Annotated in this window: 32 protein-coding genes, 1 tRNA gene and 1 pseudogene; 26 read left to right on the top strand and 8 right to left on the bottom strand. The window is 28.7% G+C overall.

Annotation, left to right across the window (positions count from 1 at the left end; translation table 11 throughout):
• Positions 1-13 precede the first annotated feature (13 nt).
• Both ACYQ1U_RS03680 and ACYQ1U_RS03675 read left to right on the top strand, forming a co-directional pair.
• A tRNA-Val gene (locus ACYQ1U_RS03680) sits at positions 14-89 on the top strand.
• A 185-nt stretch (positions 90-274) separates the two neighbouring features.
• The gene (locus ACYQ1U_RS03675; RefSeq protein WP_459884440.1) at positions 275-1486 is read left to right on the top strand and encodes a tyrosine-type recombinase/integrase; all 1212 of its coding nucleotides are present in this window, start codon (positions 275-277) and stop codon (positions 1484-1486) included.
• A 1-nt stretch (position 1487) separates the two neighbouring features.
• On the opposite strand, the gene ACYQ1U_RS03670 is transcribed toward ACYQ1U_RS03675, so the two are convergent.
• From ACYQ1U_RS03670 to ACYQ1U_RS03650, 5 genes are all read right to left on the bottom strand, one after another.
• On the bottom strand, positions 1488-2171 hold the full coding sequence (locus tag ACYQ1U_RS03670) for a DNA/RNA non-specific endonuclease (protein ID WP_459884437.1): 684 nt from the start codon (positions 2169-2171) through the stop codon (positions 1488-1490).
• Positions 2161-2508 (bottom strand): hypothetical protein, encoded by a 348-nt coding sequence (locus ACYQ1U_RS03665; RefSeq protein ID WP_459884435.1) that lies wholly within the window; start codon positions 2506-2508, stop codon positions 2161-2163. The genes ACYQ1U_RS03670 and ACYQ1U_RS03665 overlap by 11 nt, the downstream gene beginning before the upstream one ends.
• Positions 2509-2600: 92 nt before the next feature.
• Positions 2601-3176, bottom strand: a complete 576-nt coding sequence (locus ACYQ1U_RS03660) for a hypothetical protein (RefSeq protein WP_459884433.1) — start codon at positions 3174-3176, stop codon at positions 2601-2603.
• Complete coding sequence (locus tag ACYQ1U_RS03655) at positions 3166-4653, bottom strand: IS1/IS1595 family N-terminal zinc-binding domain-containing protein (RefSeq protein ID WP_459884431.1); 1488 nt, start codon at positions 4651-4653, stop codon at positions 3166-3168. The genes ACYQ1U_RS03660 and ACYQ1U_RS03655 overlap by 11 nt, the downstream gene beginning before the upstream one ends.
• 10 nt (positions 4654-4663) lie before the next feature.
• On the bottom strand, positions 4664-5449 hold the full coding sequence (locus tag ACYQ1U_RS03650; protein ID WP_459884429.1) for an XRE family transcriptional regulator: 786 nt from the start codon (positions 5447-5449) through the stop codon (positions 4664-4666).
• Positions 5450-5800: 351 nt separating this feature from the next.
• On the opposite strand from ACYQ1U_RS03650, the gene ACYQ1U_RS03645 reads away from it, so the two are divergent.
• From ACYQ1U_RS03645 to ACYQ1U_RS03620, 6 genes are all read left to right on the top strand, one after another.
• Positions 5801-6001: a helix-turn-helix transcriptional regulator gene (locus ACYQ1U_RS03645; RefSeq protein ID WP_459884427.1), complete on the top strand. Its 201-nt coding sequence runs from the start codon at positions 5801-5803 to the stop codon at positions 5999-6001.
• Positions 5994-6155 (top strand): hypothetical protein, encoded by a 162-nt coding sequence (locus ACYQ1U_RS03640; RefSeq protein ID WP_459884425.1) that lies wholly within the window; start codon positions 5994-5996, stop codon positions 6153-6155. The genes ACYQ1U_RS03645 and ACYQ1U_RS03640 overlap by 8 nt, the downstream gene beginning before the upstream one ends.
• 186 nt (positions 6156-6341) lie before the next feature.
• Positions 6342-6821, top strand: coding sequence for a siphovirus Gp157 family protein (locus ACYQ1U_RS03635; RefSeq protein ID WP_459884423.1), 480 nt, complete (start codon positions 6342-6344; stop codon positions 6819-6821).
• Positions 6821-7282: a hypothetical protein gene (locus ACYQ1U_RS03630; RefSeq protein WP_459884421.1), complete on the top strand. Its 462-nt coding sequence runs from the start codon at positions 6821-6823 to the stop codon at positions 7280-7282. The genes ACYQ1U_RS03635 and ACYQ1U_RS03630 overlap by 1 nt, the downstream gene beginning before the upstream one ends.
• A 2-nt stretch (positions 7283-7284) precedes the next feature.
• Positions 7285-7731 (top strand): hypothetical protein, encoded by a 447-nt coding sequence (locus ACYQ1U_RS03625; RefSeq protein WP_459884419.1) that lies wholly within the window; start codon positions 7285-7287, stop codon positions 7729-7731.
• A gap of 10 nt (positions 7732-7741) precedes the next feature.
• Positions 7742-7999, top strand: a complete 258-nt coding sequence (locus tag ACYQ1U_RS03620) for a helix-turn-helix domain-containing protein (protein WP_459884417.1) — start codon at positions 7742-7744, stop codon at positions 7997-7999.
• Positions 8000-8016: 17 nt separating this feature from the next.
• Here the strand turns inward: ACYQ1U_RS03620 and ACYQ1U_RS03615 are convergent, their stop codons facing one another.
• Entirely contained in the window at positions 8017-8385 is a 369-nt protein-coding gene (locus tag ACYQ1U_RS03615; RefSeq protein ID WP_459884415.1) for a hypothetical protein, read from the bottom strand.
• Between the two features lie 100 nt (positions 8386-8485).
• Here ACYQ1U_RS03615 and ACYQ1U_RS03610 point away from each other — a divergent pair, with 100 nt between their 5' ends.
• The 14 genes from ACYQ1U_RS03610 to ACYQ1U_RS03545 all read left to right on the top strand — a co-directional run bounded on the left by ACYQ1U_RS03610 (position 8486) and on the right by ACYQ1U_RS03545 (position 16583).
• Entirely contained in the window at positions 8486-9013 is a 528-nt protein-coding gene (locus ACYQ1U_RS03610) for a helix-turn-helix domain-containing protein (protein ID WP_459884412.1), read from the top strand.
• A 137-nt stretch (positions 9014-9150) separates the two neighbouring features.
• A complete protein-coding gene (locus tag ACYQ1U_RS03605; RefSeq protein ID WP_459884409.1) occupies positions 9151-9384 on the top strand; it encodes a hypothetical protein in 234 nt (77 codons plus the stop codon).
• A complete protein-coding gene (locus ACYQ1U_RS03600; protein WP_459884407.1) occupies positions 9381-9542 on the top strand; it encodes a hypothetical protein in 162 nt (53 codons plus the stop codon). Before ACYQ1U_RS03605 ends, ACYQ1U_RS03600 begins: the two co-directional genes overlap by 4 nt.
• 16 nt (positions 9543-9558) lie before the next feature.
• Positions 9559-10299: a DUF6291 domain-containing protein gene (locus ACYQ1U_RS03595; protein ID WP_459884405.1), complete on the top strand. Its 741-nt coding sequence runs from the start codon at positions 9559-9561 to the stop codon at positions 10297-10299.
• A 9-nt stretch (positions 10300-10308) separates the two neighbouring features.
• Complete coding sequence (locus tag ACYQ1U_RS03590; RefSeq protein WP_459884403.1) at positions 10309-10671, top strand: hypothetical protein; 363 nt, start codon at positions 10309-10311, stop codon at positions 10669-10671.
• On the top strand, positions 10668-11699 hold the full coding sequence (locus ACYQ1U_RS03585) for a DnaB-like helicase C-terminal domain-containing protein (protein ID WP_459884400.1): 1032 nt from the start codon (positions 10668-10670) through the stop codon (positions 11697-11699). Before ACYQ1U_RS03590 ends, ACYQ1U_RS03585 begins: the two co-directional genes overlap by 4 nt.
• A 10-nt stretch (positions 11700-11709) precedes the next feature.
• Positions 11710-12210, top strand: a complete 501-nt coding sequence (locus ACYQ1U_RS03580) for a hypothetical protein (RefSeq protein WP_459884398.1) — start codon at positions 11710-11712, stop codon at positions 12208-12210.
• Complete coding sequence (locus ACYQ1U_RS03575) at positions 12191-12436, top strand: hypothetical protein (RefSeq protein WP_459884395.1); 246 nt, start codon at positions 12191-12193, stop codon at positions 12434-12436. Before ACYQ1U_RS03580 ends, ACYQ1U_RS03575 begins: the two co-directional genes overlap by 20 nt.
• Positions 12433-12819 carry a YopX family protein gene (locus tag ACYQ1U_RS03570; protein WP_459884392.1) on the top strand — a complete coding sequence of 129 codons (387 nt, stop codon included), beginning with the start codon at positions 12433-12435 and terminating at the stop codon, positions 12817-12819. Before ACYQ1U_RS03575 ends, ACYQ1U_RS03570 begins: the two co-directional genes overlap by 4 nt.
• A complete protein-coding gene (locus ACYQ1U_RS03565; protein ID WP_459884390.1) occupies positions 12809-13162 on the top strand; it encodes a VRR-NUC domain-containing protein in 354 nt (117 codons plus the stop codon). Before ACYQ1U_RS03570 ends, ACYQ1U_RS03565 begins: the two co-directional genes overlap by 11 nt.
• Before the next feature lie 56 nt (positions 13163-13218).
• Entirely contained in the window at positions 13219-13857 is a 639-nt protein-coding gene (locus tag ACYQ1U_RS03560) for a hypothetical protein (RefSeq protein ID WP_459884388.1), read from the top strand.
• A gap of 154 nt (positions 13858-14011) precedes the next feature.
• On the top strand, positions 14012-14530 hold the full coding sequence (locus tag ACYQ1U_RS03555; protein WP_459884386.1) for a DUF1441 family protein: 519 nt from the start codon (positions 14012-14014) through the stop codon (positions 14528-14530).
• Complete coding sequence (locus ACYQ1U_RS03550; RefSeq protein ID WP_459884384.1) at positions 14520-16367, top strand: phage terminase large subunit family protein; 1848 nt, start codon at positions 14520-14522, stop codon at positions 16365-16367. The genes ACYQ1U_RS03555 and ACYQ1U_RS03550 overlap by 11 nt, the downstream gene beginning before the upstream one ends.
• A gap of 9 nt (positions 16368-16376) precedes the next feature.
• A complete protein-coding gene (locus tag ACYQ1U_RS03545) occupies positions 16377-16583 on the top strand; it encodes a hypothetical protein (protein ID WP_459884381.1) in 207 nt (68 codons plus the stop codon).
• Here the strand turns inward: ACYQ1U_RS03545 and ACYQ1U_RS03540 are convergent.
• Both ACYQ1U_RS03540 and ACYQ1U_RS03535 read right to left on the bottom strand, forming a co-directional pair.
• Positions 16580-17143, bottom strand: a complete 564-nt coding sequence (locus ACYQ1U_RS03540) for a restriction endonuclease subunit S (protein ID WP_459886383.1) — start codon at positions 17141-17143, stop codon at positions 16580-16582. The genes ACYQ1U_RS03545 and ACYQ1U_RS03540 overlap by 4 nt on opposite strands.
• A pseudogene (locus tag ACYQ1U_RS03535) lies at positions 17120-19006 on the bottom strand (HsdM family class I SAM-dependent methyltransferase); the annotation flags it as partial. The pseudogene ACYQ1U_RS03535 and the gene ACYQ1U_RS03540, both read right to left, overlap by 24 nt.
• Before the next feature lie 95 nt (positions 19007-19101).
• Here ACYQ1U_RS03535 and ACYQ1U_RS03530 point away from each other — a divergent pair.
• Genes ACYQ1U_RS03530 through ACYQ1U_RS03515 form a run of 4 tightly spaced genes read left to right on the top strand, consistent with a single transcriptional unit; the run spans position 19102 to position 22950 of the window.
• Positions 19102-19338, top strand: a complete 237-nt coding sequence (locus ACYQ1U_RS03530; protein WP_459884379.1) for a hypothetical protein — start codon at positions 19102-19104, stop codon at positions 19336-19338.
• Positions 19322-20710, top strand: coding sequence for a phage portal protein (locus ACYQ1U_RS03525; protein ID WP_459884377.1), 1389 nt, complete (start codon positions 19322-19324; stop codon positions 20708-20710). Before ACYQ1U_RS03530 ends, ACYQ1U_RS03525 begins: the two co-directional genes overlap by 17 nt.
• A complete protein-coding gene (locus ACYQ1U_RS03520) occupies positions 20694-22583 on the top strand; it encodes a phage major capsid protein (protein WP_459884375.1) in 1890 nt (629 codons plus the stop codon). Before ACYQ1U_RS03525 ends, ACYQ1U_RS03520 begins: the two co-directional genes overlap by 17 nt.
• Positions 22584-22596: 13 nt before the next feature.
• A complete protein-coding gene (locus tag ACYQ1U_RS03515; RefSeq protein ID WP_459884373.1) occupies positions 22597-22950 on the top strand; it encodes a DUF2190 family protein in 354 nt (117 codons plus the stop codon).
• The last annotated feature ends 4 nt before the right edge of the window (positions 22951-22954 follow it).

Raw genomic sequence — 22954 nt, 5'->3', positions numbered from 1 at the left:
ATTATGTTATTTTGGTCGCATAGCTCAGCTGGTAGAGCACTACCCCGACACGGTAGGGGTCGCTGGTTCGAGTCCAGCTGCGACCACCACTAATCAATCTACAAGCATATATATCTATCTACAAAACCTTTGAAAATCCCTAAAAATCGAAACTTTAACTTATATTAGTGTCTATAAAAATATATAACTATCTATTTGCTTTAAAGGGATAGGTTGGGGTATAATACCTTTTAAAAGATCTTTTTTGTTGAACTATACCCTAAAAGGAGTTAAAATGCCCAGAGTTGCGATACCTTTAACAGATACAAAAATTAAAAGAGCAAAGCCAAAAGATAAAATGTATAAGTTATTCGATGGGGATGGATTATATTTAGAAATTAAGCCAACAGGTAGGAAAGTTTGGAGAATTAAGTATAGGTTATTTGGTAAAGAAAGGACCTATACAGTTGGCGATTATCCAGCAGTAACATTATCACAAGCAAGAGCTATTACAAGAGAAGTTAAACAAAAGGTATTAGATGGTATAGACCCAGTTGCTGAGCGACAAGCAAAAAAGGAACTAAAAGAAGAAAAACTATTCAAAAATATTATAGCAGATTTTTTAGATAAAAAACAAAAAGAAGTTAGCGAAACACATTTTAAAAAACAAAAAGGCAGGATAGAAAATTATATATTACCAGATTTAGGAGATAAGCTTATAGATGCAATTACAAAAAGAGATATTGTAAAGGTTATAAAAAGTGTACCCAATAAGCATACCCCTAACACTAAAAAAACTAATAAGATTGAAACTGCAAGAAGAGTGTTTTCTATTTTAAGAGAGATTTATAGATTTGCATTACACAATAATTATACTGAGATAGATGTAACTGCTGCAATTGATATTAATGCAATACTTCCTAAAAGAGAAGTAGAAAATTTTCAAGCTATCCTTAATGAGCAAGAATTTAAAGAAATGTATAAAGAGCTCTTTAAAGATGTAGAGTATAAAAAAACTTATTTAGCATTGCATTTTTTAGCCTTAACTGCTTTACGTCCAGGAAATGTTAGAGGTTTAATGTGGGAGTGGATAGATTGGGATAAAAACATAATTATAATTCCAAAAGAGCAAATGAAAACAAGAAAAGAGTTTAGATTACCTTTAACAGATAAGTTAATTGAAATATTAAATAAAATGGCTATGTTTAAACCTAATAAAAAAGGATTAATCTTTTTTGGAAGAGATTATAATGTAAAAATGTCGGATAATACTTTTGGTAAATTAATTAAAAGTAAAGGGTTTAATCATACTGCACACGGATTTAGAGCAAGTTTTGCGACAATTTGCTATGAAAAACAAAAAGAACATGGATTTAGTGCGGAAGTAATAGAAACTCAACTTGCTCATGTAATAGGCTCAAAAGTCACTCGTGCTTATATGAGAAGTGATTTTTTAGAGGAGAGGAGAGAAATGCTTAAATGGTGGGAGAAGTTTTTAGAAAATTAATTTAATATTCACATTTATTTCTAATCTCTTCTAATGTAGCTCTATATTCTTTTAATTTAGCCTTACTCATTCCTGTATTTGTATTAGGAGCAAGGAATGCTACATAGTTATTAGTTTTGGGAATGTATATTATTTTATACCAGTAAGCAGGTATTCCTACTTTATTTTTAATATATCCTTTACTCCCACATACCCCAGTAACAACTTCTATCTCTTTATATTTAACTGCAAGATAACGAGTAAACTTTTCTACCTTTGCCCAGTATCTGCGGTTTAACTTAGGTCTTTGCGGAGCTATATTGCTTAATAGAAAAGTTTGTTTTTGTATTGCTCTGTTGTAATCAAAACTTGCATTACTTGCTAAATGTCCTCTATCGTATCCTGTTTTAGAATAATCTTTTGTGTAGGACCTGCATTTTGCTGGAAGACTGTAATCTGGTCTAAATCGTAAGCCTTTACGAGATATTTTCTTTTTAACAAGGTCACCTTTTAATATGTAAGTAACTGCTAAAGGATGTTTATATTTGCAAGAGTAGCAAATATCAAAGGCTGTTTTATGTAGTGTGTAATCACATTTAATAGGTTGTAGAAAATTGTTTAAGTCAGGTGTGTATTTGCTTGTAAAGGCTAAAAGGAATGGTTGAAATATTAATAATATTAATTTTATTAAAAATTTATTTTTCATTCCAAATTCCTCTTTTATTTATAAAGTGTTTAGATATTCTACTAATCCATTCTTTAAACATATTAAATTCTAAACTGCCTTTTGCATAATTGCAATGTTTGCAGCATGGATATATATTATCTTTATTATAGCCTTTATTTGAGTTAAATCTATCTATTGAATTCCAAGATTTTTTACCATTTGGCTTGAAACCACAATATACACACTCTGAAATTATTAATTTTTCAAAAGTTTTTTTATCAATAAATGTATCTAAATTTTCGTATTTTTTATGCCTTTTTTTGTATTCATTATATGGTGGTTTTGTTTTATTGAATAAATTTCTTTTTTGTTTCATTTATAGCTCCAATATTATATAATTGTATGTATTTAATGTAAAGAAGATTATTAATAGTTTCTTTTTTCCTTTACACAACCTTTAATCTTTAATTATTTGTCTTCACCTAAAATTTTATCTTTTAATATTTCACTAAATATTATTGCTTCTGCTTCACTTGAAAAGTCTATTCTTCTATCAAAAACAATATTTTTGTCAGGGTTTTTTATATTTAAAATCACTCTATTTCTTTTTTTATCATCTATCCTCCAATTAAAAATATTTGAATAATTAAATTTCCCATATTTCCCTTTTTCTATTTTAAATGTATCTTCAAATATTTCTATTTGATTTTTTTTGCGTAATTTTTCCATTATTAGGATGAGGATAGGAATAAACGATACTAAAACTATAATATAAATTATAGGTAAAAAAGCATCAGATAGTTTTATAAATTTATTTATAAATAAATATAGATTTTTAGTAAACATGAGTCCAAAAGTAAAAGCAAAAGTTAGATATATTCCCAGGAATATGACAAATTCATTCATTTTTTTATGAAGAACTACTCCTTTAAAATTAATATTTTGTTTTGGGGAATTCTTTTCTACATAATAATTGTGTATATCAATATGATGAGCTAAATTTTGAATAGTATCAGCTTCATTAAATTGATAATTATTTCTCATTATCATCCTTTTCTTCTATTTTAATACTAAAAATTTTTCCACAATCTTGACATTCGTATCTTTGTGCAGTGTAATTTTTATATTCTCTTTTTCCTTTTTTAATTGTATGAGTTGAGTTACAATGAGGACAAGGTTCATTATAAAATACTCTTTGTTTTTTTGATATTAGCTCATGTTTTAATTGGTAATCACGATTGTAGTATTTGGAGAGATAATTTAGTATTTTTTCTTCATCACTATGTATACTTTTTTGAGTTGATACAATTTTTTCGGCATATTCCAAAAAATTTATTTCTGGATAGTTCTCCATTATTCTTTTTGCATTATGAGCGAAAGAATTATAGCTATTAAAGTAAAGATGGTTTTTTGAAACTTTATCAATTATTTTATTTGGCTCTGGAATTTCTGGTAAATATGTTTTTAATGTATCTATTAAAATATCTTTTTCTTTTGAATTAATTGTTCCGTCTGATTTAGCAATATAAATAAGCATTTTTAATAAATCTAAATGTTTATCAATAAAATTTTCTATTTTTTCTTTTTCTTGTCTTTTTGCTTCTTTTTCAAGGTGTTTTATATACTCTTTTTCATATATTTTTTCAAAATATTCACTAATATTTGATATTACTTCACCAGTTGTTAAATCATACATTTCTATTATTTTATCTACATATAAACTTGCAAATTCATCAGTATCTAAATTTCTTATTAAAAGCATTAATTTATCATCGTATAAAGATTTTCCAACTCTTATAACTGCTGCATCAAATTCGTAATTATCTTTATATATAATATGAAAATCTTTATTTACATCAGCTATTATTAAGTCAACTTTTCCATAAAAATATCCTTCACCAATATAATTTTTATTATTTGTCTGAATTTCTTTTATAAACTCATTTTCACTAAACATTGTTTGTAAATAATCAATAATTCCCTCTTTATTAGTGATAACTTCAAAAGTAGTTAAATCTATTAATTTTTTTATTCTATCAAGTCTAAAAGTTCTATCTTCATTTCTCAAAAAACAATATCCGTATAAATATTTGTTATCTATCTTATTTACTTTAATTTTTCTTTGGCTTATTTCTCCATTTTCTTTTTCATAAATAATTTCAATATCGGCTTCTTTGTTTATTGATGTTTGTGTTTCTTTTGAAGATTTGTTTTTTGGAAATGCAAATTTTGAGTCTGATGAATAAGTTGAACGATTTTTACTTAAATTTTTAATAAATTCTACTTCTTTTTCAATTTGTATTTGAGAGTTTTTCTTTTTATGATTAAAAATTTTAAATAATGATAATGTATTAAGTTTATAAGCTTTGATTGCGATATAAATAGCTAATCCTAATGTAACAAAAAAAAGAATGACTCCAAATGAACTTTTTAAAATGGATTCAGGAGTGATGATTGTAATAAAAAACAAAATTATAAAATAATAAACAAAAAAAGCTACTAATGCTTTTAAAAATTTCACCCTTTATCCTTTAAATTCTATTTCTTAATATTCCCACAACTCTTCCAATAAACTTAATTTTTTCCATTATTTCCCCTTGTAATACTTCATCTTTTATTTCTGGATTATCAGAGTGTAAAATTATTTTTTGTTCCACTGGATAGATATATACTCTTTTAACTAATACACCAAAAGGAGTAGATATTACATAAACTCCACCATCTTTTAAGTCGTAATCTTTTAAAGGTAATACGAATAATTTGTCTCCATCGCAGATAGTAGGCTGCATACTATCTCCAACTGCTGTGATAATATGCAAACCTGTATAATCTAAAATATTTAGCATATTTTTTAGAAAATTTGTTGAAAATGTTAAATTATTAGTTGGAGTTATGTTTTCATTGTAAGCACCAGCTCCAGCACTTGCATATATATCCTCATAAAAAGGCACATTCACTACATCTGCTTTGTGATTGTTTTCTATATTGTTAAGCACTTCTTTTGCCTTTTCAAGTCTTGTATTATTTTTTATGCCTGTTTGAGTTATTTGAGAATTAATTGTCATTGATTGAGCTACTGTTCCAATGCTTTTTGCTTTAGTTTTTTGAAAATTGATTGGTTCTGTTCCTATAAGTTCATGGAAATTAATTTCTAAAGCATCAGCAATTTTTCTAAGTAATCCAACTTTAATATCATTTTCACCTTTTTCAATTCTTTGTAAAGTTTTAGGAGAAACTCCAACTAATTCAGACAGTTTTTCCTGGCTTATATTTAAAGTCTCCCTTCTTTGTCTTATTCTTTCTCCAATTTTATCCATTTTTTGTCCTTTCATCCCAAAAAAGTCTTGACAATAAGACAATTTTGTCCTATAATTACACATATAAACAACCTTATATACACATATCGACATTATAACAAAAAAGGTTTAGGGTTGTGAGATGATTGAAAATACAGCCGCTCCCAAGCCAAGCGGTGGTAAGATCTCAAACTCTCAGGCAGGGGTGGGAGTTTGTTAGGTTTAGGTGAGGGTAGAGTTTTTTGGTTTTAAAGGTTTTGGAAATTCTGAGTCTTTTGCAACAAACCAAGGTTCATTGTTTTCATCATTTAATACTCTAACTGCCCCAAATTTTTTATCTACCCTCTCTTAAATCTAACACAAGGAGTATAAATGGAAGAAAAACAAACAGAGCAAATATATGTAAATCAAAAAGAAGCAGCAAAAATATTAGGAATTAAACCAGGAACTATTAAAGTATGGAGAAGGAAATTTGAAGATTTTCCAAAACCTTGTAGGGTTAGTAATAATGCAGTCTTTTTTGCAAAAGATGAAATTATAGAATGGATGGAAAAAAGGAGAACAAATGCGTAGAGTGATAATGATTTTTGAGGTTGATAATGTAAAAAAAGAAGCTGAACTTAAAGCAAAGGTGATGCAAGTTGCACAAGTAGTAAAAGCAAAATTAAAGAGATTAGAAGGTAAATCTATAAAAGATGATAATTGGAAGTATCCAAGCAATTATTAAGGAGTGATAATGGATTTTTGGTATGGAATGATTGCAGGTTGGGGGTTAGGATATGCGGTGTTAATTGCAGCTGATAGATGGATTGCTTATAAAAATAAAAAAAATATTTGGAGGTGAAAAATTTTAAAAGATTTCAAAAATTAATTAAAAAAACTCAATTTGATTATAACATAAAAAGGATAAAAAATGAAACTATTTGAAATAGCTGATGAATTTCAAAAATTATATGAATTAGCAAGCGATAGCGATGATATTGAAACTTTAACAGAGTTGTTTAATGAACTTGAAATAAAGTTAGAAGACAAGGCAGATAATACAAGAATTGTATTACAAAAACTTGATAGTGATATTAAATTTTTAGATGAGGAAATTAAAAGACTTCAAAATAGAAAAAAAACTATTCAAAAAAATAAAGAAAATCTAAAAACGTTACTTGAATTAGCTTTAAAAAGTGCAGGAATTGAAAAATTAAAAACACCAAAAGCAACATTTTATTTTGCACCTACACCACCAAAATTAATAATTAACGATGAAAATGAAATTCCTGATGAATTTAAAATACCAAAAATTGAAATTGATAAACAAAAATTAAAAGAAGCATTAAAAAATGGTCTAATAATCAAAGGTGCAACACTTGAACAAATTGAAACATTAAGGATTAGATAATGGAGAAAGAAATTATTGATATTAAGTTTGAAGAACAAACAGGCGCACTCTTAATTCCTGCAAATCAAGAAGATAAACAAATAATTTCTTATGTGAAATTAGAAGCATATAAACTTTTAAAAGAAAGTGATTTTGTAAAGATTAATGGAACTTGGGAAGCTAAACGAGATGGAATGTTAAAAATTTTAAGTTCTACGCCACTTAGTTATCAATGGAAAATAACAGATACAGAAATAAAAAAAGAGTATGTGTTAGTTAGAGGTATATTAATACTTCAAATTAATAATATTTTGAGAAAAGCTGATGGAATGGGAATTGTAGAGCCAGATGAAATGAAAGGGAAACCTTTACATTTTTTAGTTGCAAAGGCTGAAACAAGAGCATTAAAAAGAGCTATTGATACTCTGTTTGGAAGTGTAATAAATGCATATGTGATAAATGTTTTAGAAAAAGGGGCATAAAAATGATAATCAATATGAGCAATGTAAAAACAACTTCTTTTTTAGGTGAAGGTAGACATTTAGTGAAAATTGATGCAATAGAAAAGACAAAAGATGAATTTAACAATGATGTTTTAAAAATTACTTTTAAAGATAAACACAATTTTATCTTTTCTGACTTTTTCCCACTTACTGAAAAAATGTTATGGAAATTAGGACTTTTAGCAAAAGCTGTAAAAGTTTGGGATGATGGAATTGAGAAATTAAACACTGATGATTTGCTAAATAAATATCTATATATCACAATATCCCCATATAAAAAGAAAAATGGTGAAGATGGATTAAGTATCAAAAAATTTGAATATTCAACAGCTAATGAAAAAGTCAACAACCAGCAACCACAACAATTCCAAGCATCACAAGCTCAACCACCAGCTATGGATATAGATGAAGATAGTATTCCATTTTAAAGGATAAGAGATGAGAAGAATGGCTGAGACGAGTTTAGAAGCATATGAAAATATAAAACCAGAATTAACAACAAGACAACAAGAAGTATACAAAACTCTTTTAGAGCTTGGAACTGCTACATCTATAAAAATAGCAGAAAGACTAAAAAAACCGCTCCACGCAATTAGTGGAAGAATTACAGAGCTTAAAGATTTAGGATTAATAGAAGTTATTGGGAAAGTAAAAATTAATAATTCTAATTATAGTTTGTTGAAAGCAAAGAATTAGTTTTTAAGAGTGAGGGATTAAATAAGTTTAACAAGTCCAATAACAATTAAAGCTACACCAATAAAATCAAATAAAAGTCCAATAAATATTGGCTCTCTTTTATAAATGTAGCCTTTTGGAATTTTCATTGTGGGAGATTCACCCTCAATAGTTTTTGAAAATGGATTATAATAAACCTCTTTACCAATTGTGTATTCGATAACTTTTTTATGATTAGCTCCCTCACCAATACCAACAAATAAAAGACCAACTGAAATTAAAAAACCAGCTTGTGGGTCAATAATAGTTATAATTTTTGTACCAAAAAGTATTGCAAATACAAATCCAACAATGATAATCATATTCCACCACCTTTTTTTATCAAGATTTTCAAGCCAAGAAAACATTCAAGTGAGCCTCCTTTTAGTTGTGTTCCGCTTTTACAATTATATCAAAGGGGGCTCTCCTGAGTGAATTAAGTATAATTTTAGTAAAAAAGGATTTAAAATGAACAAAACATATAAATACTGGATAATGCATAAATGTGACTTTTTTAAAAGACTAAATAAATGGCTAAAAGAAAACAACAAAATACTTGATATTTATGAGACTAATCCTTTTGGTGCTATATTTAGTGCTTTTTCATATTGGGTATCTAATCTAAAAGAAGATATAGAGCCAAATGAAGCATTAGAAATATGGTTGGAACAAAATAAGGATGAAAAATTATATTGGAGTCAAGGCAAAGAAAAAGATTTTGATTATTGGTTACCTACATTAAAAGAGCTTGGATATTGTAAAGATAATGAAGAAAACATCGTTAAAAAAGTTTGTAGGGAATTAGGAATAACTCAAAAGGAGTTGGCGGAGAGAATGGGAGTAAATGATGTAACCGTTAGAAATTGGAGCAGCAAAAATAATCCACCTGAATGGGCTATTAAATTTATGAATTTACTTTTAGAATTTGAAAAAGTAAAAGAAAAAGCTGATAAAGCTGCAATGATTGTATCTTTATTAGAGGAGTTAAAAAAATAACTTCTTCTTTTGTATTTTTTAACTACATTTTTAACTATCTTTTGTAAAATAAATTTACTTAATCCTTGACTTATTGTATAAATATTTTATATAATTCACTTATAAATGTAAATTAAGACTACAGTCAAGGAGCAATTATGTCACAAGCTACTTCAACTATTTTAGATAGTGAATACATAGAAAGAGAAATCAGAGGCACTGGTATGTTGCTACATTATGCAAGTAGAGCAATGTTTGAAGATGAGCTTATTAGTGAAGCTGATTATTTAGCATTGCAGGTTATAGCTGATAAGTTGATTGAAGACATTGCACCAAGAACTGCTAAGTTGATTGAAGCAAGTTATGAATTACTTAAAAAGGAGCAACAATGAAAACATATACATTTGAAGCATTTGTAAAAGATAAAAAAAGTGCAATAGAGTTTGCGAAAGAGTTTCTAAAAGATTTAAGGGAAACTCCATCGCAATTCAAATTTGTTGTTGAGAAAATTAAGTTTAACCACTTTAAAATAATCGCAGTGAAATTATAACAAAAAAGGGTGAAAAATGAGAGATAGTTTTGTTTTTTATAGAAGTTATTATGAAGCAATTGAATTATTACCAAAAGCGCAAAGAGCTGATGCTTATAAGGCGATTTTTGAATTTATGTTTAATGGAAAAGATATATCAGATGAATTACCTAATACCGCAAAAGCTATATTTATGATGGCTAAACCAACGCTTGAAGCAAGTAATAAAAAATATGAAGCTGGAAAAAAGGGTGCTGAAATCAAAAAAGCAAACAAAGAAAAAGCAAACAATAAGCAAGATGAAAGCAAACAAGAAGCAACCTTAGAAGCAAATAATAAGCAAGATGGAAGCAATGTAAATGTAAATGATAATGTAAATGAAAATGTAAATATAAAAGAAAAAGAAAAATCTAAAAAAGAAAAAGAAGAGTCGACAAGCGACTTTCAAACTTTTGTCAAAGTTTGGAATGAGTCTGCAAAGAAGTTTGATTTACCAAAAGTAGAAAAACTATCTAACGAGAGAAAACGAAAGTTAAAGAGAAGAATAAAAAACAATAAAGACTTCTTAGAAGATTTCAAAAGAGCATTAGAAGAGTTAGAGTTTAGTTCATTCCTTAGAGGAGAAAATAAAAACAACTGGAAGATGAAGTTTGATTGGTTAATCGAAAACGATACTAATATCATAAAAGTTATTGAAGGTCAGTATAGAGATAAAGAATCTGATAGTAAGCCTGAATATGGAGTAATGCTTGATAGACCTTCAATATCGTTTTATTAAGGAGTGAATATGGACGAAGAAATTTTAGCTTATCAAAGAGCAATATTAGCTGGACTTCTAATTGAGAGTTATATCCCAGAAGAAAACAATGAAAGGTTAAGACTAATAGAAGAGATAATCTCCTCTAAAAGCCATTTGTTTTTACCAGCTCATATTAGCATACTTAAAAAAGCCCTTACAGAGATAGAGACTGTAAGAGCTGATGGATGTTATGAATGCTGGATAATTAGTGAAGCATTCATCCATCTGCTAAACGAAAATGAAAAATCTGAATGTATTGAAATTTTATCAACTGGTGCGTTAGAAGTCAATCCAATTAAAACTTATCTTGGGGTAATTGCTGAAAAAATTCTTTTAAGGAAAGTAATATGAGCAGTGAAATAAATTTTATTGAGAAAAAAATAAAAGAACTAAAATTTAAAATCTTAAAAGCAAATAATGATATTGAAAAACTTGATTTAGAGATTGAGTATTATGATGCTTTAAGAGAATTAGCAAAGCTAAATAACGAAACTAAAAAAGCAATCGAATACAAAAAAATAAAACTTAAAAAAGAGCTTGAATTTCTTGAAATAATTGAAGAACAAAAAGATATTAAGACTATTAGCTTAAAAGAGTTCTTAAAAAAAGAGATGCCTGATTTTGAGTATGTAAAGACTTACATAAGAGCTTTTGATGAAAATCTTGGCGGTATGCCTGTTGGAGTGATGGTGCAATTTGCAGCTCAAAGTTATGTAGGAAAAACAACCACACTTATGAGATTGGCTTTAAATATTGCAAAAAGTGAAAAAGTAGTGCATTTTAATTTTGAGATGAGTGAAGTTATCTTGTATAGAGTTTATAAGCAGATGATAAAAACTTTTGTAGAGCCTAAACAGCTTGAAAATTTAATTCTTCCAGAAGAAGCAAGTCCAAAACTTGATGATTTAATAAGAGATATTAAACTTTTGCATTATAGAGAAAAAGCAAGATTTTTTATAATTGATAGTCGTATGAAAATAGTTACAAACGATAAAACAGCAAAAGAGGCTGCAAGTAATATTTCTAAAAAATTATCAGAATTAGTAAGAGAATTAGGAGTAACAATAATCTTAATTAATCAGATAAGCGAAGAAGCAATTAAAGAAAATCGTTTAGTTTTAAAAGAGAGTGGGGACCAAAAGTATGATGCTGATTTAGTATTTGGTCTTGGATTTAAGTTTTTAAAAGATGAAAAAGGGAAAATTAAAAAAGATGAAACAGGTAATCCAATAATTGATGAAAATGCAAGAATTTTAATTTGTGATAAAAATAGGTTAGGAAAACCTTTTGTAAATGAGATACATATAAATGAGATTTTTCCTGAACCTGTTAGGGAAATTACACCTACACAAATTGATATGCCTGAGATACCACTTTAAAGGATTTGATATGACTAAACAACAAAAAAAAGAAAGAGCATTACTTTTAATGGCTTATGCTTTTTTAAAAGTAACTTATGAAAATACAAACGAAATAAGCATAAAAGACAAAACACAGGCTGATTTTATTTTAGAAAGAGTTTATAAAAAGTTAGACAATATAAAAAAGATATTTGTAAATGAAAAAATTAGAAATTTTCTTTTAAAAAGAGTTCCAGATGATATAAGCAAAACAACAGATATAGCAATAGTTGCGATTGTAGTTTTGGCTTATTTTAAGATGTTTAATTTAACAAAAGAAATTAATTTAGTTGAGGATTTGGAGTTTTTAACAAAACAAGCAGTTTATAGCACAGATAAAGAGACAGCAATTAATTCTATTAAATATGCAAGTGATTTAGTTGCAGATGTGTTTCCAAATAAAAAGGGACTTATTGAATTTAAAAAATTAGCAAATAAGTTTCCATTTAATTTAATTAAGGAGCTTGAAGATGTTAGAAAAACTGCTTAATAAATTGGGACTTTATACAGAGAGACAAGCTTATAACATTACATTAGAAGCAATAAGAAAGTTAAGAGTGGATTTTGTTAGAGAAAACGAAAGATTAAAAAAAGAGATTGAAAATCTTATAAAATCTCTAAAAGCAAGTGAAGAAGCAAAAGCTGAGGCAACACAAAGGGCAATTAAGTTAGCAAAAGAGCATGTAACAGATGAAGATTTTGAGGAGGTAAAATGAGAGAAATTAAATTTAAGGGATATTCAAGAGAATTAAATAGATGGATTATAGGTGATTTTGTAACAAGAAGAGAGTGTGAAGATTATGAAAGTGTTTATATTAATAGCTATGAACTTGGTGAAAATATTGAAGTGGTAAGTGAAAGCATAGGCCAATACACAGGACTAAAAGACAAAAATGGAAAAGAGATTTATGAGGATGATATAGTAGAAATTGATACAGGTGCAATAGGGAAAGTTGTTTTTGATGAAGAGTGTGCTTACTTTTGCATAATCGCAAAAACCGGTATTTTTCTTTTTGAAGATATTCCACTTGAAGTTATTAAGGTAATAGGAAATATTTATGAAAATCCAGAACTTTTGGAGCAAATAAGTGAAAACTAACCCCCCAACAGAAAGAGCTGAGCAAATAGCTTTTACAAGGTATCTTAAATTAAAAAAGATACCTTTTTATGCAATACCAAATGGTGGTAGTAGAAATGCAATAGAAGCTAAAAATTTAAAAGCAGAGGGAGTTAGTGCAGGTGTGCCTGATATTTGTATTCCACTTCCAAATGAGAAGTATCACGGACTTTATATCGAGATGAAAAGAAAAAAGGGCGGAAGAGTGAGTGAAAAGCAAAAAGAGTGGATTGAGAGGCTTAATAAGCTTGGGTATTTAGCGGTTGTTTGTTATGGAGCAGATGAAGCGATAAAAGTAGTTGAAAGGTATGTGAGTGCTAACTGAACTGTTTTTTATTGCTTTGTTTTTGTTGGGAATTTATTTTAATTTAAAGGGGAGTGATGGGTAAAACACCTTATATAGATTTTAAGCTTGAAATTGAAGATAAAGAATTATTAAAGACTTTGGAACTTATGTCTAATAATGGAAAAATGTTACCTTATGTTAAAGAAACAATAAATAGGGCTGGTAAAAAATTTTTAAGTGTTTTAAAAAAAGAAGCGTATAAAAAATATAAAGTTAAAAGCCAATCATATTTTAATCAATTTATTAAAGAAAAAAAAGCAACAAATTCAAATTTAGAATATAAAGCAGAGATTAGGTCAAGTAGATTAAATATGATTAGATTTGCGAAATTAGAGAATAGAAAAATATATAGAAAAGATGGTGGAGTCACAATAGTTGAAAAACAAAAAATAGCTAAGAGTATAGAAATTATAAGAGGGAAAAGAATTAGTTTACAAACAAGAGGATTGAAAACTTGGTTTGTTGGAAATAAAGGAAGAACTTTATTTAAAAGACTAAAAAAAGATGATCCAAGATTTACAGACTCTGATAGAAATATAAATATACATCCAGTAACTACAATTTCACCTACTCAGATGTTAGGACGAAAAGAATTTTTAAAAAAAGCTAATAAAGAAGCGGAACAAATAATAAGGAACAGAATAGACAATGCATTTAAAAACTTTAAATTTTAATAGGTTCTGTCTAGGGGTTCTAGGTGGTGCGATTCATTTTGAGCCCAAATTTTATACACACAAAATGATTTTTTTAGCTTCAAATATTCAAACAATGAAAATTTGTAAATTAATGTAAGAACTTAAAATTTATTTCTTGAAGTAGGAGGGGGAAATGGCTGGAAAAATTACATTAGATTTAACAAACGACAATGATATTTTAGTTTCGGTTGGAGTTTTATCAAAACTACCAGTAGTTGATGTGTCTCAAAGGGCAATTACCGATTGGATAAAAGATGGTCTTCCTTATGAGATGCTTGGAAGAAGAAGAGTTTTTCCCATTAGTAAAGCAATAAAGTGGATGATAGAACACGGCAAAATTGAAATTACCGCAGGGGCATTTGAAGATATTGACCGCACACAGCTTCCGCCAGATTTGAGAGATAAACTTGCGAGTGCAGAGCTAAAAGAATTTAAACTTAAAAAAGAAAAAGGGCTTGTAGTTGATAAAGATGAAGTTGAAAGGCAGGCTTTTGAGATTGGTAAAAAATTAAAAGACGCACTTTATGCAATGCCTGTAAGACTTAGTGATGAGCTTGTTGGTAAAGATAGTAATGAGATAAGAAATAAAATTGAAAGTGAAATTAGCAATATTTTAGAGGATGTGATAAGGGACATTGAGAATGCCGTTTAAAAAAGGCTTTTTAGAAGCAATTAAGCCAAAAGAAAATTTAACAGTAAGTGAATGGGCTGATAAATATAGAGTTTTGCCGAGTGAAGGGAGTGCAGAGCCTGGAATATGGAGAACAAGTAGGACACCTTACCTTAAAGAAATTATGGATGAATTATCTCCACAAAGTCCTACACAAGAAGTGGTTGTAATAAAAGGAGTGCAGTTAGGATTTACTGAGTTATCTAATAATGTTTTATTTTATTATGCAGATTTACATCCTTGTCCAATGTTAATGGTATTGCATACAGAAGATATAGCAAGAACACATGCAAAAACTAAAATTTGGCCATCAATTGAAAAGATGCCGAGACTTGCAAATAAAATTACAAAAGCAAAAGGAAATAGTACAGGGAGTAGCACACTTGAACTTATGTTTCCTGGTGGAAATATTAAATTTGGATGGGCACAAACAAAATCTACTTTTGCAAGTGTGAGTAGAAGAGTTGTTATTGGGGATGATGTAGATAGATGGCCACTTGATGTTGGAGGAGAGGGTAATCCTGTTGAGCTTTTAAAGAAAAGGACTGATGCTTTTGCAAATAGAAAGATTTATATAAACTCCACTCCTACAATAAAAGGTGCAAGTAACATTGAAAAAGAGTTTAATGAAAGTGACCAAAGACATTTTTACCTGCCTTGTCCACATTGTGGAGAGTATATAACATTTGAAAAAGAAAATTTTGTGTTTGATTATGATGAAGAAACTTATGAACTTAAAGGAGATGTTAAATATAAATGTCCTAAATGTGAAAAATTGATAGATGAAAGTGCAAAAAGTGAAATGTTAGCTAAGGGTAAGTGGATAGCACATAATCCAAAAGCAAGTAAAAGGGGGTATAGGCTTCCAAGTTATTATTCTCCTGTTGGTTGGATTAGTTGGAATGCTATTTTTAAAGAATATTTAAAAGCACTTAGACAGCAAGAGAAATATGGAATTGATGAATATATGAAAGTTTGGGAAAATACAAGAAATGCAAAAGTCTTTGAAAAAGCACAAAAAGAGCAGGATTATGAAAAAATATTTGAGTTAAAAATAGATTTAGATGAGGGAATTGTTCCTGATGATACAGTATTTTTAGTAATGAGTGTGGATGTGCAAAAAGACCACTTTTGGTATGAGATAAGAGCATTAGGGTATGGGAATAAAAAACATGTAATTAGATACGGAAGAGTAGAAAATTGGAGTGATTTAGAAGATTTATTTAGGACTTATTATTTAGATAAAAGAGGCAATAAATATTTTGTAAAAGTTTGTGCAATAGATAGTGGATATAACGCTCCAGAAGTATATGAATTTTGTGCAATGAATAGCGATGTTTGTATTCCTGTGAAAGGTAAAGATAAAATGGTAAATCCCTGGACTACTGGTGATGCAATGAAAGAAAAAGATGGGATTACTATTGCTACTGGTTTAAAAGTTTATACGCTTAATACTGAATATTTTAAAGATATGCTTTATAACTCTATTACAAGGTCTTTAAAAATAAAAGAAAAAGAAGGCGAAATTAGAGGAGATAATATTTTTACACTACATAAAAACACTGATGAAGTGTTTGCAAAACAATATACAAGCGAACATAAAATAGTTGAAATAAATAAAAAAGGTAGAGAAGTTTATAAGTGGGATAAAGTTAATCCAACAGCTGATAACCATTTGTGGGACTGTGGAGTTTATAACACTTTTTTAGGTGAGTTACTTGGTATTAGATTTTTGAGAAAAACACAAAAACAAGTTAGAGCTAAATTGCAAGAAAAAAAAGTTGCAAACTATACAAATAACTATTTAGATGAATTTTAAGGAGGGAAAATGAGTAGAAAAAAGATTGATATTGCTTATAAAAAAACGACAATACATCCAGCAGTTACTGAGCTTACTTTTGATGTTTTAAGAGCAATAGCAAGTGAGAAACAAATTGCTTTTACAAGAGTTGTTGAAGAGCTTTTAGAAGAGAGCGAGACATTTAAAAAATATAAAAAAAATATTTTGGAGAATGGGTTTTATAAGCAATATTAAAAGTTTTTGTAATTTAAAAATTTTTGTAATTTTTTATAAATTATATTTTTTATGAATTGCTCCATATATTCCCAATCTGGTTGGTTATTTTTGATTGGACAAAATAAAGTTTCTCTTTTAACTACATTCATCTGAGCTTGTCTTCCATAAGAATATTTAAAGCCTTGTCTATTTATCATAGAAGAGATAAACAAAGAGTTAAATTTGTTTAATTTTTTATGTTGTAATACACTTACATCGTGAGAGCAATAAAAGTCATATGGTTGATAAAAAGTTGTTAATTTTACTTTTTCAACAGTTAATGAATTACCTTTAAAATTTGGTTTATTACCTATAAATGATTTAACTCCATTATTAATCGCTTGAGCGGTAATATAAGGAGTTTTTCCATTTTCAATTATATTTTTTTTATGTAAATATTCTCCTTTAGAAACTTTAAAAATTTCCTCTATTTTAAAAGCCCTCCACTCCACCTCTTTTAGTTTTGGTATTTCTTTATATTGTAAATTTTTTAATTCATTAATAGTAGTTTTATCAAAAAGATACTCTCTATTTTGCATAATCATAGAAAACTCAAATGTTAAATAACCATTCACGACCTTTTCAAATTCTTCATATGTTGGAATTTCATCATTAAAATAATAAAAGCTATGTAACCACTCATCATTAGGCTGTATTGTAGTTTTTACACAAAACTTAGTAGGAGCTTCTATCCTATCAAACCATACATCAAGTAGATGTTGTTTTTTATCTTTTGCTGCTTCTGTTTCTATAAGTCCTATATGTTTATTTACTATATATCCATCATCTCTAAAATCTATAAATTTTACCAATTTATCTTTTGGATGGGGCTTGTGAGCAGTAAATACGGCAATAACTGGCATTACACCTATACCATAAAAAGTATCGGGATTGAGTGTAATTACTCCTTCTAATGTATGTTTTTTTAATATATTTTCTTTAATTCCTTTTTCAATAGATGTTTTTCCAGTCATTGTAGATTGAGGAACTATTACAACTGCTTTACCTCCAATAGTTAAAGAATTTAATAAGTGTTCAATAAACGAAATTTCGTATAATTCAGGATTTTTTTTACTTCCTTGTGAATATGGTGGGTTCATAAATCCTATATTTGCTCCCCATAATTGTAGTTCTTCTGGCTTTATTTTAAGAAAATCTTCATTAATTAAGTTGCTTTTTCCATCCCCTCTTAATATCATATTTGTAGTTGCTATTGTAAACATATAAGGTTGAAGTTCTATTCCAAAAAGCTGATGTTCTTTTATATGTTGTTTTTGTGTATCATTTTTTGCTTTTTTTAGCATATGGTGCATTGCTGCAATCAAAAATCCACCTGTTCCTGCTGTTGGGTCTAATACTACATCATTTGGCTTTATATCAACTAAATCGCAAAACAAGTCAGTAATATGTTTTGGAGTTAATACAATTCCTAATGTTTGACCATCTCCTCCACTGTAAGCCATAAATTCACCGTAAAATCTTCCTAAATAATCTTCTGAGGTTTTTGAATATTTAATTGATTTATAAATTCTCTCATCTAAAAATTCGGTAAAATGTTTAAGAGGCGTTTTATTTAAAGTTGGATTTATTTCATTTAAGATTTTCATATCTTTAATAATAGAGAATTGAGATAGGATTTTATCTCTTTTTACTTCTGGTGAAACATTTACTCTTTTTAAATGTGCTTGTATTGCTTCATGTATTTTTTCACCATCTGTTTTTACTTTATCGCCTGTTAAATCATTAATAGAAAAATTGCTGTATTCTTTTTCTCTTAATGCAAGGAGTATTCCTGATACTATTAAAGGTTTATCAATATCTTTTAAATTTCCGTAATTTCTTAAATCTTCGTGCAATTCTTTTGCATCTTTTAAAATTTCTTGTAATTCTTTATCATAATCTGTTTTTTCTTTTAAAATTTCTCTAATATAATAATCTTGAATGTTTTTTTCATTAAATGAAATAAAACTTTCTACATCATCTAAAATTTTATAATCACCTCTTTCATTGATAAATATAGGAGTTATTCTGTGTCTTTTTTCATCTCCACTAACTCCAAAAGCTAGAACTTTTTTATAAGAGGTGTTTTTTATTAAATGTAGTCCATACCATAATGCACCATTTACTGCATATTTTTTAATATCTTCTTTATTTTGAGAAATTACATTATTTTCAATTTTTATGTGTTTATCTAAATCTTTTTTATTTTCTATAACAATTAAAAAATCTTTAACAGCTCCTACAAATTCTGGTTTTCCACCTTTTTTAGTCATATTTTTTGAAGCAGTTTTTAATGCATCATCAATTTCTTTTATGCTGCTTCCTTGTGGTTCAAGATTTATATTAGCTTCTTTTAATAATTCATACACCCAAAAGTCAGTAATTGCTTCTTTTTTAGCCATATTAATATGCCTTTTTCACAAAATTATATCAAACTTATTATAGTCGACTACCTTAAAAAATTTTTTTTATTTACAATTTGCAAAAAAGGCTAAATTTGGCTGAAACACTTGGGGTTAAACTTGATAGAGTGCAAAATGCTATTGCTAAACTTGAAAGTGGAGCAGTAGAAAGCTATGAGATTGAGGGTAGAAAAGTAACTTATGCAAGTTTAAATGTTTTATACAAAAGAGAAAATGAATTGATTAAACAAATTGAATTGTATGGAAGAGATTATATTCCTGGAAGTAACTCTAATCCACAAAGGAGAGTAGCACTTGTCTCTTTTAGCTAAGGTAAAAAGTTTTTTTGGTGTTAAAAAAAGAAAATTTTATGAGGGCGGAAGAATTACAAAAGCTAATAAAGACTTTTGGAATGCTAATTCTCCTTTTGAAGTAACAGCAAGTCCTGATAGAGACATATTAAGAGCAAGAGCAAGATGGTTGCACGAGAATAATCCAATAATGGCTAATATTGATAAAACTATTGTTAATAATGTAGTAGGAAGAGGCATTAAATTACAAAGTAAAACTGGTTTATCTAAATTTGATGATGAAGTTGAGAAACTTTGGAGAGAATGGGAGAAAAAAGAAAATTGTGACATTACAGGTAGGCTTAATTTTGGCGATTTGCAAAGACTAATATTAGAGCAAAGAATGGTTGATGGCGAAATACTTATCTATAAAAAAATTACAAAAGACAAAAAATTCCCTTTAAAAATACAATTAATTGAAGCTGATAGAATAAATAAATTTGGCGGGGATTTTGTAAATGTAATTGATGGTGTAGAAATTGATGATAATGGAAAACCTATTTATTACTATATTATTAACAATAGAGATTATGAAAGCAAAATTGAATATATAAAACTTCTTGCTGAGGATGTTATTAATTATTTTAAATTAGAAAGAGCTACACAATATAGAGGTATAAGTGAATACAAGCAAGCAATAATTGATTTAAAAAATTTTGCAGCATTTCAAACAGCTACAATACAAGCAGCAAGAGCAAGAGCAAATATTGCTTATATTGTAGAACAAGAAGGAGTTCCCGGATTTGCAAATGGGGTAAGGGATGATGACTTTGAAAAGATACAAGAGATTAATGGTGTAATGGTGCATTATTTAAGAAAAGGAGAAAAAATTGCAAAACTTGACCCTGATTTAGTAAGTAATACTTATAAAGATTTTGTTGAGAGTGTAATTAGAATGCTTGCAGTTGCAAGAAATGTAAGTTATGAGCTTGCTTTTAGAGATTTTAGCAAAGTTAATTTTTCTTCTGCGAGAGCAAGCATTATACAAGATAACAAAAGATTTGATTATGAACAGCAACATATGATTGATTATGTGCTTAATCCTATTTATGAGAGTTGGCTTGATAGTATGGTCTTAGCTGGGAGAATTAAAAGCATTAAGCCTGAAAGATACTTTACAAATAAACAGAAGTATTTAAAACCTAAATGGGTAACTCCTGCAAGAGAATGGGTAGACCCTCTTAAAGATATGAAAGCAATTGAGCTTGAATTAGCACTTGGTCTTACTACAAAAAGCGAAGTAATTGCAAAAAGAGGAAAAGATTTTGAGGAAGTGTTAATCCAACAAAAGAGAGAGAATGAACTAATTAAAAAAATTTTAGGAGAGGAGGCAGTAAGTGAAACTAAAGAGTAAAATAATTGGAAGTGAGATACAAAGAAGAGCATCGCCACAGACGAAATTAATTGATGAGAAAGAAAGAAGAATTCCATTTATCCTTATTTCTAAAAACAATAGAGGTGAGAGATATTGTTGTGGAGAGCTTGAATATATTGAAGAGCTTGATGTAAATGGTGCAAGGTTTGATAATTTAAAAACTTTTTTTAAAGACCACGACAGAAGTGTTGATAGTGCTATTGGAAAAATTGAAAATGTGCGTGTAGAAAATGGAGAGTTAAAAGCTGATGTTGTATTTGGAAGCACTCCTGATGCAATTGAAGTTTTTAATAAGTACAAAGAGGGGATTTTAACTGATGTATCGGTTGGATATAGAGTTAAAGAAGTTGAAGTTATTGAAAAACAAGGTGAAGTACCTATTGTTAGAGTTACTGATTTTGAAATAATTGAAGTTAGTGCTGTTGGAGTTGGATTTGATAAAGGTGCAACAGTTGGAAGAAGTAAAACTTTTAAGGAGGAGAAATTGGATAAAGAAAAAATGCAAGCAAGATTAAAAGAGCTTGAAGATTTAAAAGAAAGAAATGAAGAGCAAACAAGAGAACTTGAATCTTTAAAAACAAAAATTAAAGAACTTGAAACAAGAGAAGCTGAAATTAAAGAATTACAAAGAAGAAGTGAATTGCAAGAGTTAGCAATCGCTTATGGTGCAGATAAAGAGTTAGTGCAAAGATTTTTAGATGATAAAACAAAAACAAAAGAGGATTTTATGAAAGCCCTACTTGATACAAGAGCAAGCGAACAACCAAAAGTATATGCAGGTAAAAAAAGTGATGAAAACAGACAAGAGATGATTAGAGCAATGAGTGATGGTCTTATGCTTAGACTTGGATTTAATCCAAGTGAAAAACATAAAGACGCTGATATGTTTAGAGGTATGAGTGTGCAAAATATGGTAAGGAAAATTGCAGGATTACCACTTGAAGCAAGTGAAACTGAACTTGTAAGGGCAATGACTACAAGTGATTTTCCATTAATTTTAGCTAATGTGCAAAATAAAGTTATTCAAGATAGTTTTGAAAGTGCTCCTGTTACATTTAGAAAATGGACACAAGCAGTTGATTTTAAAGACTTTAAACCAAGAACAGAAGTTAGAAAAGGAAGTTTTGGAGCAAACTTTAAAAAAGTGCAAGAGCTTGGAAAAACTGAATATGTAGAAAAAGGAGAAACAGGTATTACTTGGAGAATACACTCTTACGGTGCAAGATTTGCATTTACAAGAGAGATGTTAATAAATGATGATTTAGGTATGTTTACAGATGATTTACAAGATATGATTGAACAAGTTGCGGTATTCCAAAATAGACTTGTTTATGATTTACTGCAAAGCAGAGGTGAGTTTGCAAATTATGTAATGGACGATGGAAAACCTATTTTTGATGCAGCACATAATAACTATGATGCAGATGGTGCAGCATTAAGTACAGATAGTTTAGCAGCAGCAAGAACAAAAATGATGAGACAAAAAGATTTTGATGGAAGACAGCTTAGAATACTTCCAAAATTTTTATTAGTGCCGCCTGAGCTTGAAGTAGCAGCATTACAAATTCTTAATTCTACTGCAAAAGTAGAAGCACAAAATGCAGGTGTAGCAAATCCATTTAAAGGTGCATTTGAACTAATTAGTGATATGGAGCTTGAAGATGCAAAAGCTTGGTATTTAGCTGCTATGAAAAAAACAATTAAAGTTGGATATTTACAAGGAACAGGCAGAAAACCTATTGTAGAAGAAGTTAATAGAAGCAATATTACTGGAATTGAATATGAATTAGTATTTGATTTTGGTGTTACTGCTGAAGACTTTAGAGGTCTTTACAAAAATGCTGGTGCATAATAAGGAGGAATAAATGAAAGAAGCAATTATTAGACAAGAAGGAGCTGATAGAGTTCCTTTTACTTTAACTGAAAATGTAGAGGTAGGTGATTTTATTAAATTTGGTGATATGGTAGCTATTGCAGGCACAAGTGGATTAGCAGGTGAGACTATTACAGTTTATGTTGGCGATGTAGTAGTTGAAGGTATTGCAGCAGAAGGTAAAGAGATTAAAGTTGGGGATAAATTGTATTTTGATGATGTAAATAGAGTACTTACAACAGATGATAAAGATGCAGATGGTAATCCTTATAATTTTGCTGGACATGCTGTTACAAATAAAGCTGCAAATATTGCTGGGACAGTTAAATTTTTACTAAATAAATAAAGGT

The sequence above is a fragment of the Caminibacter profundus genome (assembly GCF_054657155.1).
The sequence above is the reverse complement of the archived record's forward strand: the minus strand, read 5'-3'. Positions and strand labels throughout refer to the sequence as shown.

Coding starts and splice junctions, on each gene's coding strand:
- ACYQ1U_RS03675 (WP_459884440.1), top strand. CDS start 275: ATGCCCAGAGTTGCGATACCTTTAACAGATACAAAAATTAAAAGAGCA.
- ACYQ1U_RS03670 (WP_459884437.1), bottom strand. CDS start 2,171: ATGAAAAATAAATTTTTAATAAAATTAATATTATTAATATTTCAACCA.
- ACYQ1U_RS03665 (WP_459884435.1), bottom strand. CDS start 2,508: ATGAAACAAAAAAGAAATTTATTCAATAAAACAAAACCACCATATAAT.
- ACYQ1U_RS03660 (WP_459884433.1), bottom strand. CDS start 3,176: ATGAGAAATAATTATCAATTTAATGAAGCTGATACTATTCAAAATTTA.
- ACYQ1U_RS03650 (WP_459884429.1), bottom strand. CDS start 5,449: ATGGATAAAATTGGAGAAAGAATAAGACAAAGAAGGGAGACTTTAAAT.
- ACYQ1U_RS03645 (WP_459884427.1), top strand. CDS start 5,801: ATGGAAGAAAAACAAACAGAGCAAATATATGTAAATCAAAAAGAAGCA.
- ACYQ1U_RS03640 (WP_459884425.1), top strand. CDS start 5,994: ATGCGTAGAGTGATAATGATTTTTGAGGTTGATAATGTAAAAAAAGAA.
- ACYQ1U_RS03635 (WP_459884423.1), top strand. CDS start 6,342: ATGAAACTATTTGAAATAGCTGATGAATTTCAAAAATTATATGAATTA.
- ACYQ1U_RS03630 (WP_459884421.1), top strand. CDS start 6,821: ATGGAGAAAGAAATTATTGATATTAAGTTTGAAGAACAAACAGGCGCA.
- ACYQ1U_RS03625 (WP_459884419.1), top strand. CDS start 7,285: ATGATAATCAATATGAGCAATGTAAAAACAACTTCTTTTTTAGGTGAA.
- ACYQ1U_RS03620 (WP_459884417.1), top strand. CDS start 7,742: ATGAGAAGAATGGCTGAGACGAGTTTAGAAGCATATGAAAATATAAAA.
- ACYQ1U_RS03615 (WP_459884415.1), bottom strand. CDS start 8,385: ATGTTTTCTTGGCTTGAAAATCTTGATAAAAAAAGGTGGTGGAATATG.
- ACYQ1U_RS03610 (WP_459884412.1), top strand. CDS start 8,486: ATGAACAAAACATATAAATACTGGATAATGCATAAATGTGACTTTTTT.
- ACYQ1U_RS03605 (WP_459884409.1), top strand. CDS start 9,151: ATGTCACAAGCTACTTCAACTATTTTAGATAGTGAATACATAGAAAGA.
- ACYQ1U_RS03600 (WP_459884407.1), top strand. CDS start 9,381: ATGAAAACATATACATTTGAAGCATTTGTAAAAGATAAAAAAAGTGCA.
- ACYQ1U_RS03595 (WP_459884405.1), top strand. CDS start 9,559: ATGAGAGATAGTTTTGTTTTTTATAGAAGTTATTATGAAGCAATTGAA.
- ACYQ1U_RS03590 (WP_459884403.1), top strand. CDS start 10,309: ATGGACGAAGAAATTTTAGCTTATCAAAGAGCAATATTAGCTGGACTT.
- ACYQ1U_RS03585 (WP_459884400.1), top strand. CDS start 10,668: ATGAGCAGTGAAATAAATTTTATTGAGAAAAAAATAAAAGAACTAAAA.
- ACYQ1U_RS03580 (WP_459884398.1), top strand. CDS start 11,710: ATGACTAAACAACAAAAAAAAGAAAGAGCATTACTTTTAATGGCTTAT.
- ACYQ1U_RS03575 (WP_459884395.1), top strand. CDS start 12,191: ATGTTAGAAAAACTGCTTAATAAATTGGGACTTTATACAGAGAGACAA.
- ACYQ1U_RS03570 (WP_459884392.1), top strand. CDS start 12,433: ATGAGAGAAATTAAATTTAAGGGATATTCAAGAGAATTAAATAGATGG.
- ACYQ1U_RS03560 (WP_459884388.1), top strand. CDS start 13,219: ATGGGTAAAACACCTTATATAGATTTTAAGCTTGAAATTGAAGATAAA.
- ACYQ1U_RS03555 (WP_459884386.1), top strand. CDS start 14,012: ATGGCTGGAAAAATTACATTAGATTTAACAAACGACAATGATATTTTA.
- ACYQ1U_RS03550 (WP_459884384.1), top strand. CDS start 14,520: ATGCCGTTTAAAAAAGGCTTTTTAGAAGCAATTAAGCCAAAAGAAAAT.
- ACYQ1U_RS03545 (WP_459884381.1), top strand. CDS start 16,377: ATGAGTAGAAAAAAGATTGATATTGCTTATAAAAAAACGACAATACAT.
- ACYQ1U_RS03540 (WP_459886383.1), bottom strand. CDS start 17,143: ATGCAAAATAGAGAGTATCTTTTTGATAAAACTACTATTAATGAATTA.
- ACYQ1U_RS03515 (WP_459884373.1), top strand. CDS start 22,597: ATGAAAGAAGCAATTATTAGACAAGAAGGAGCTGATAGAGTTCCTTTT.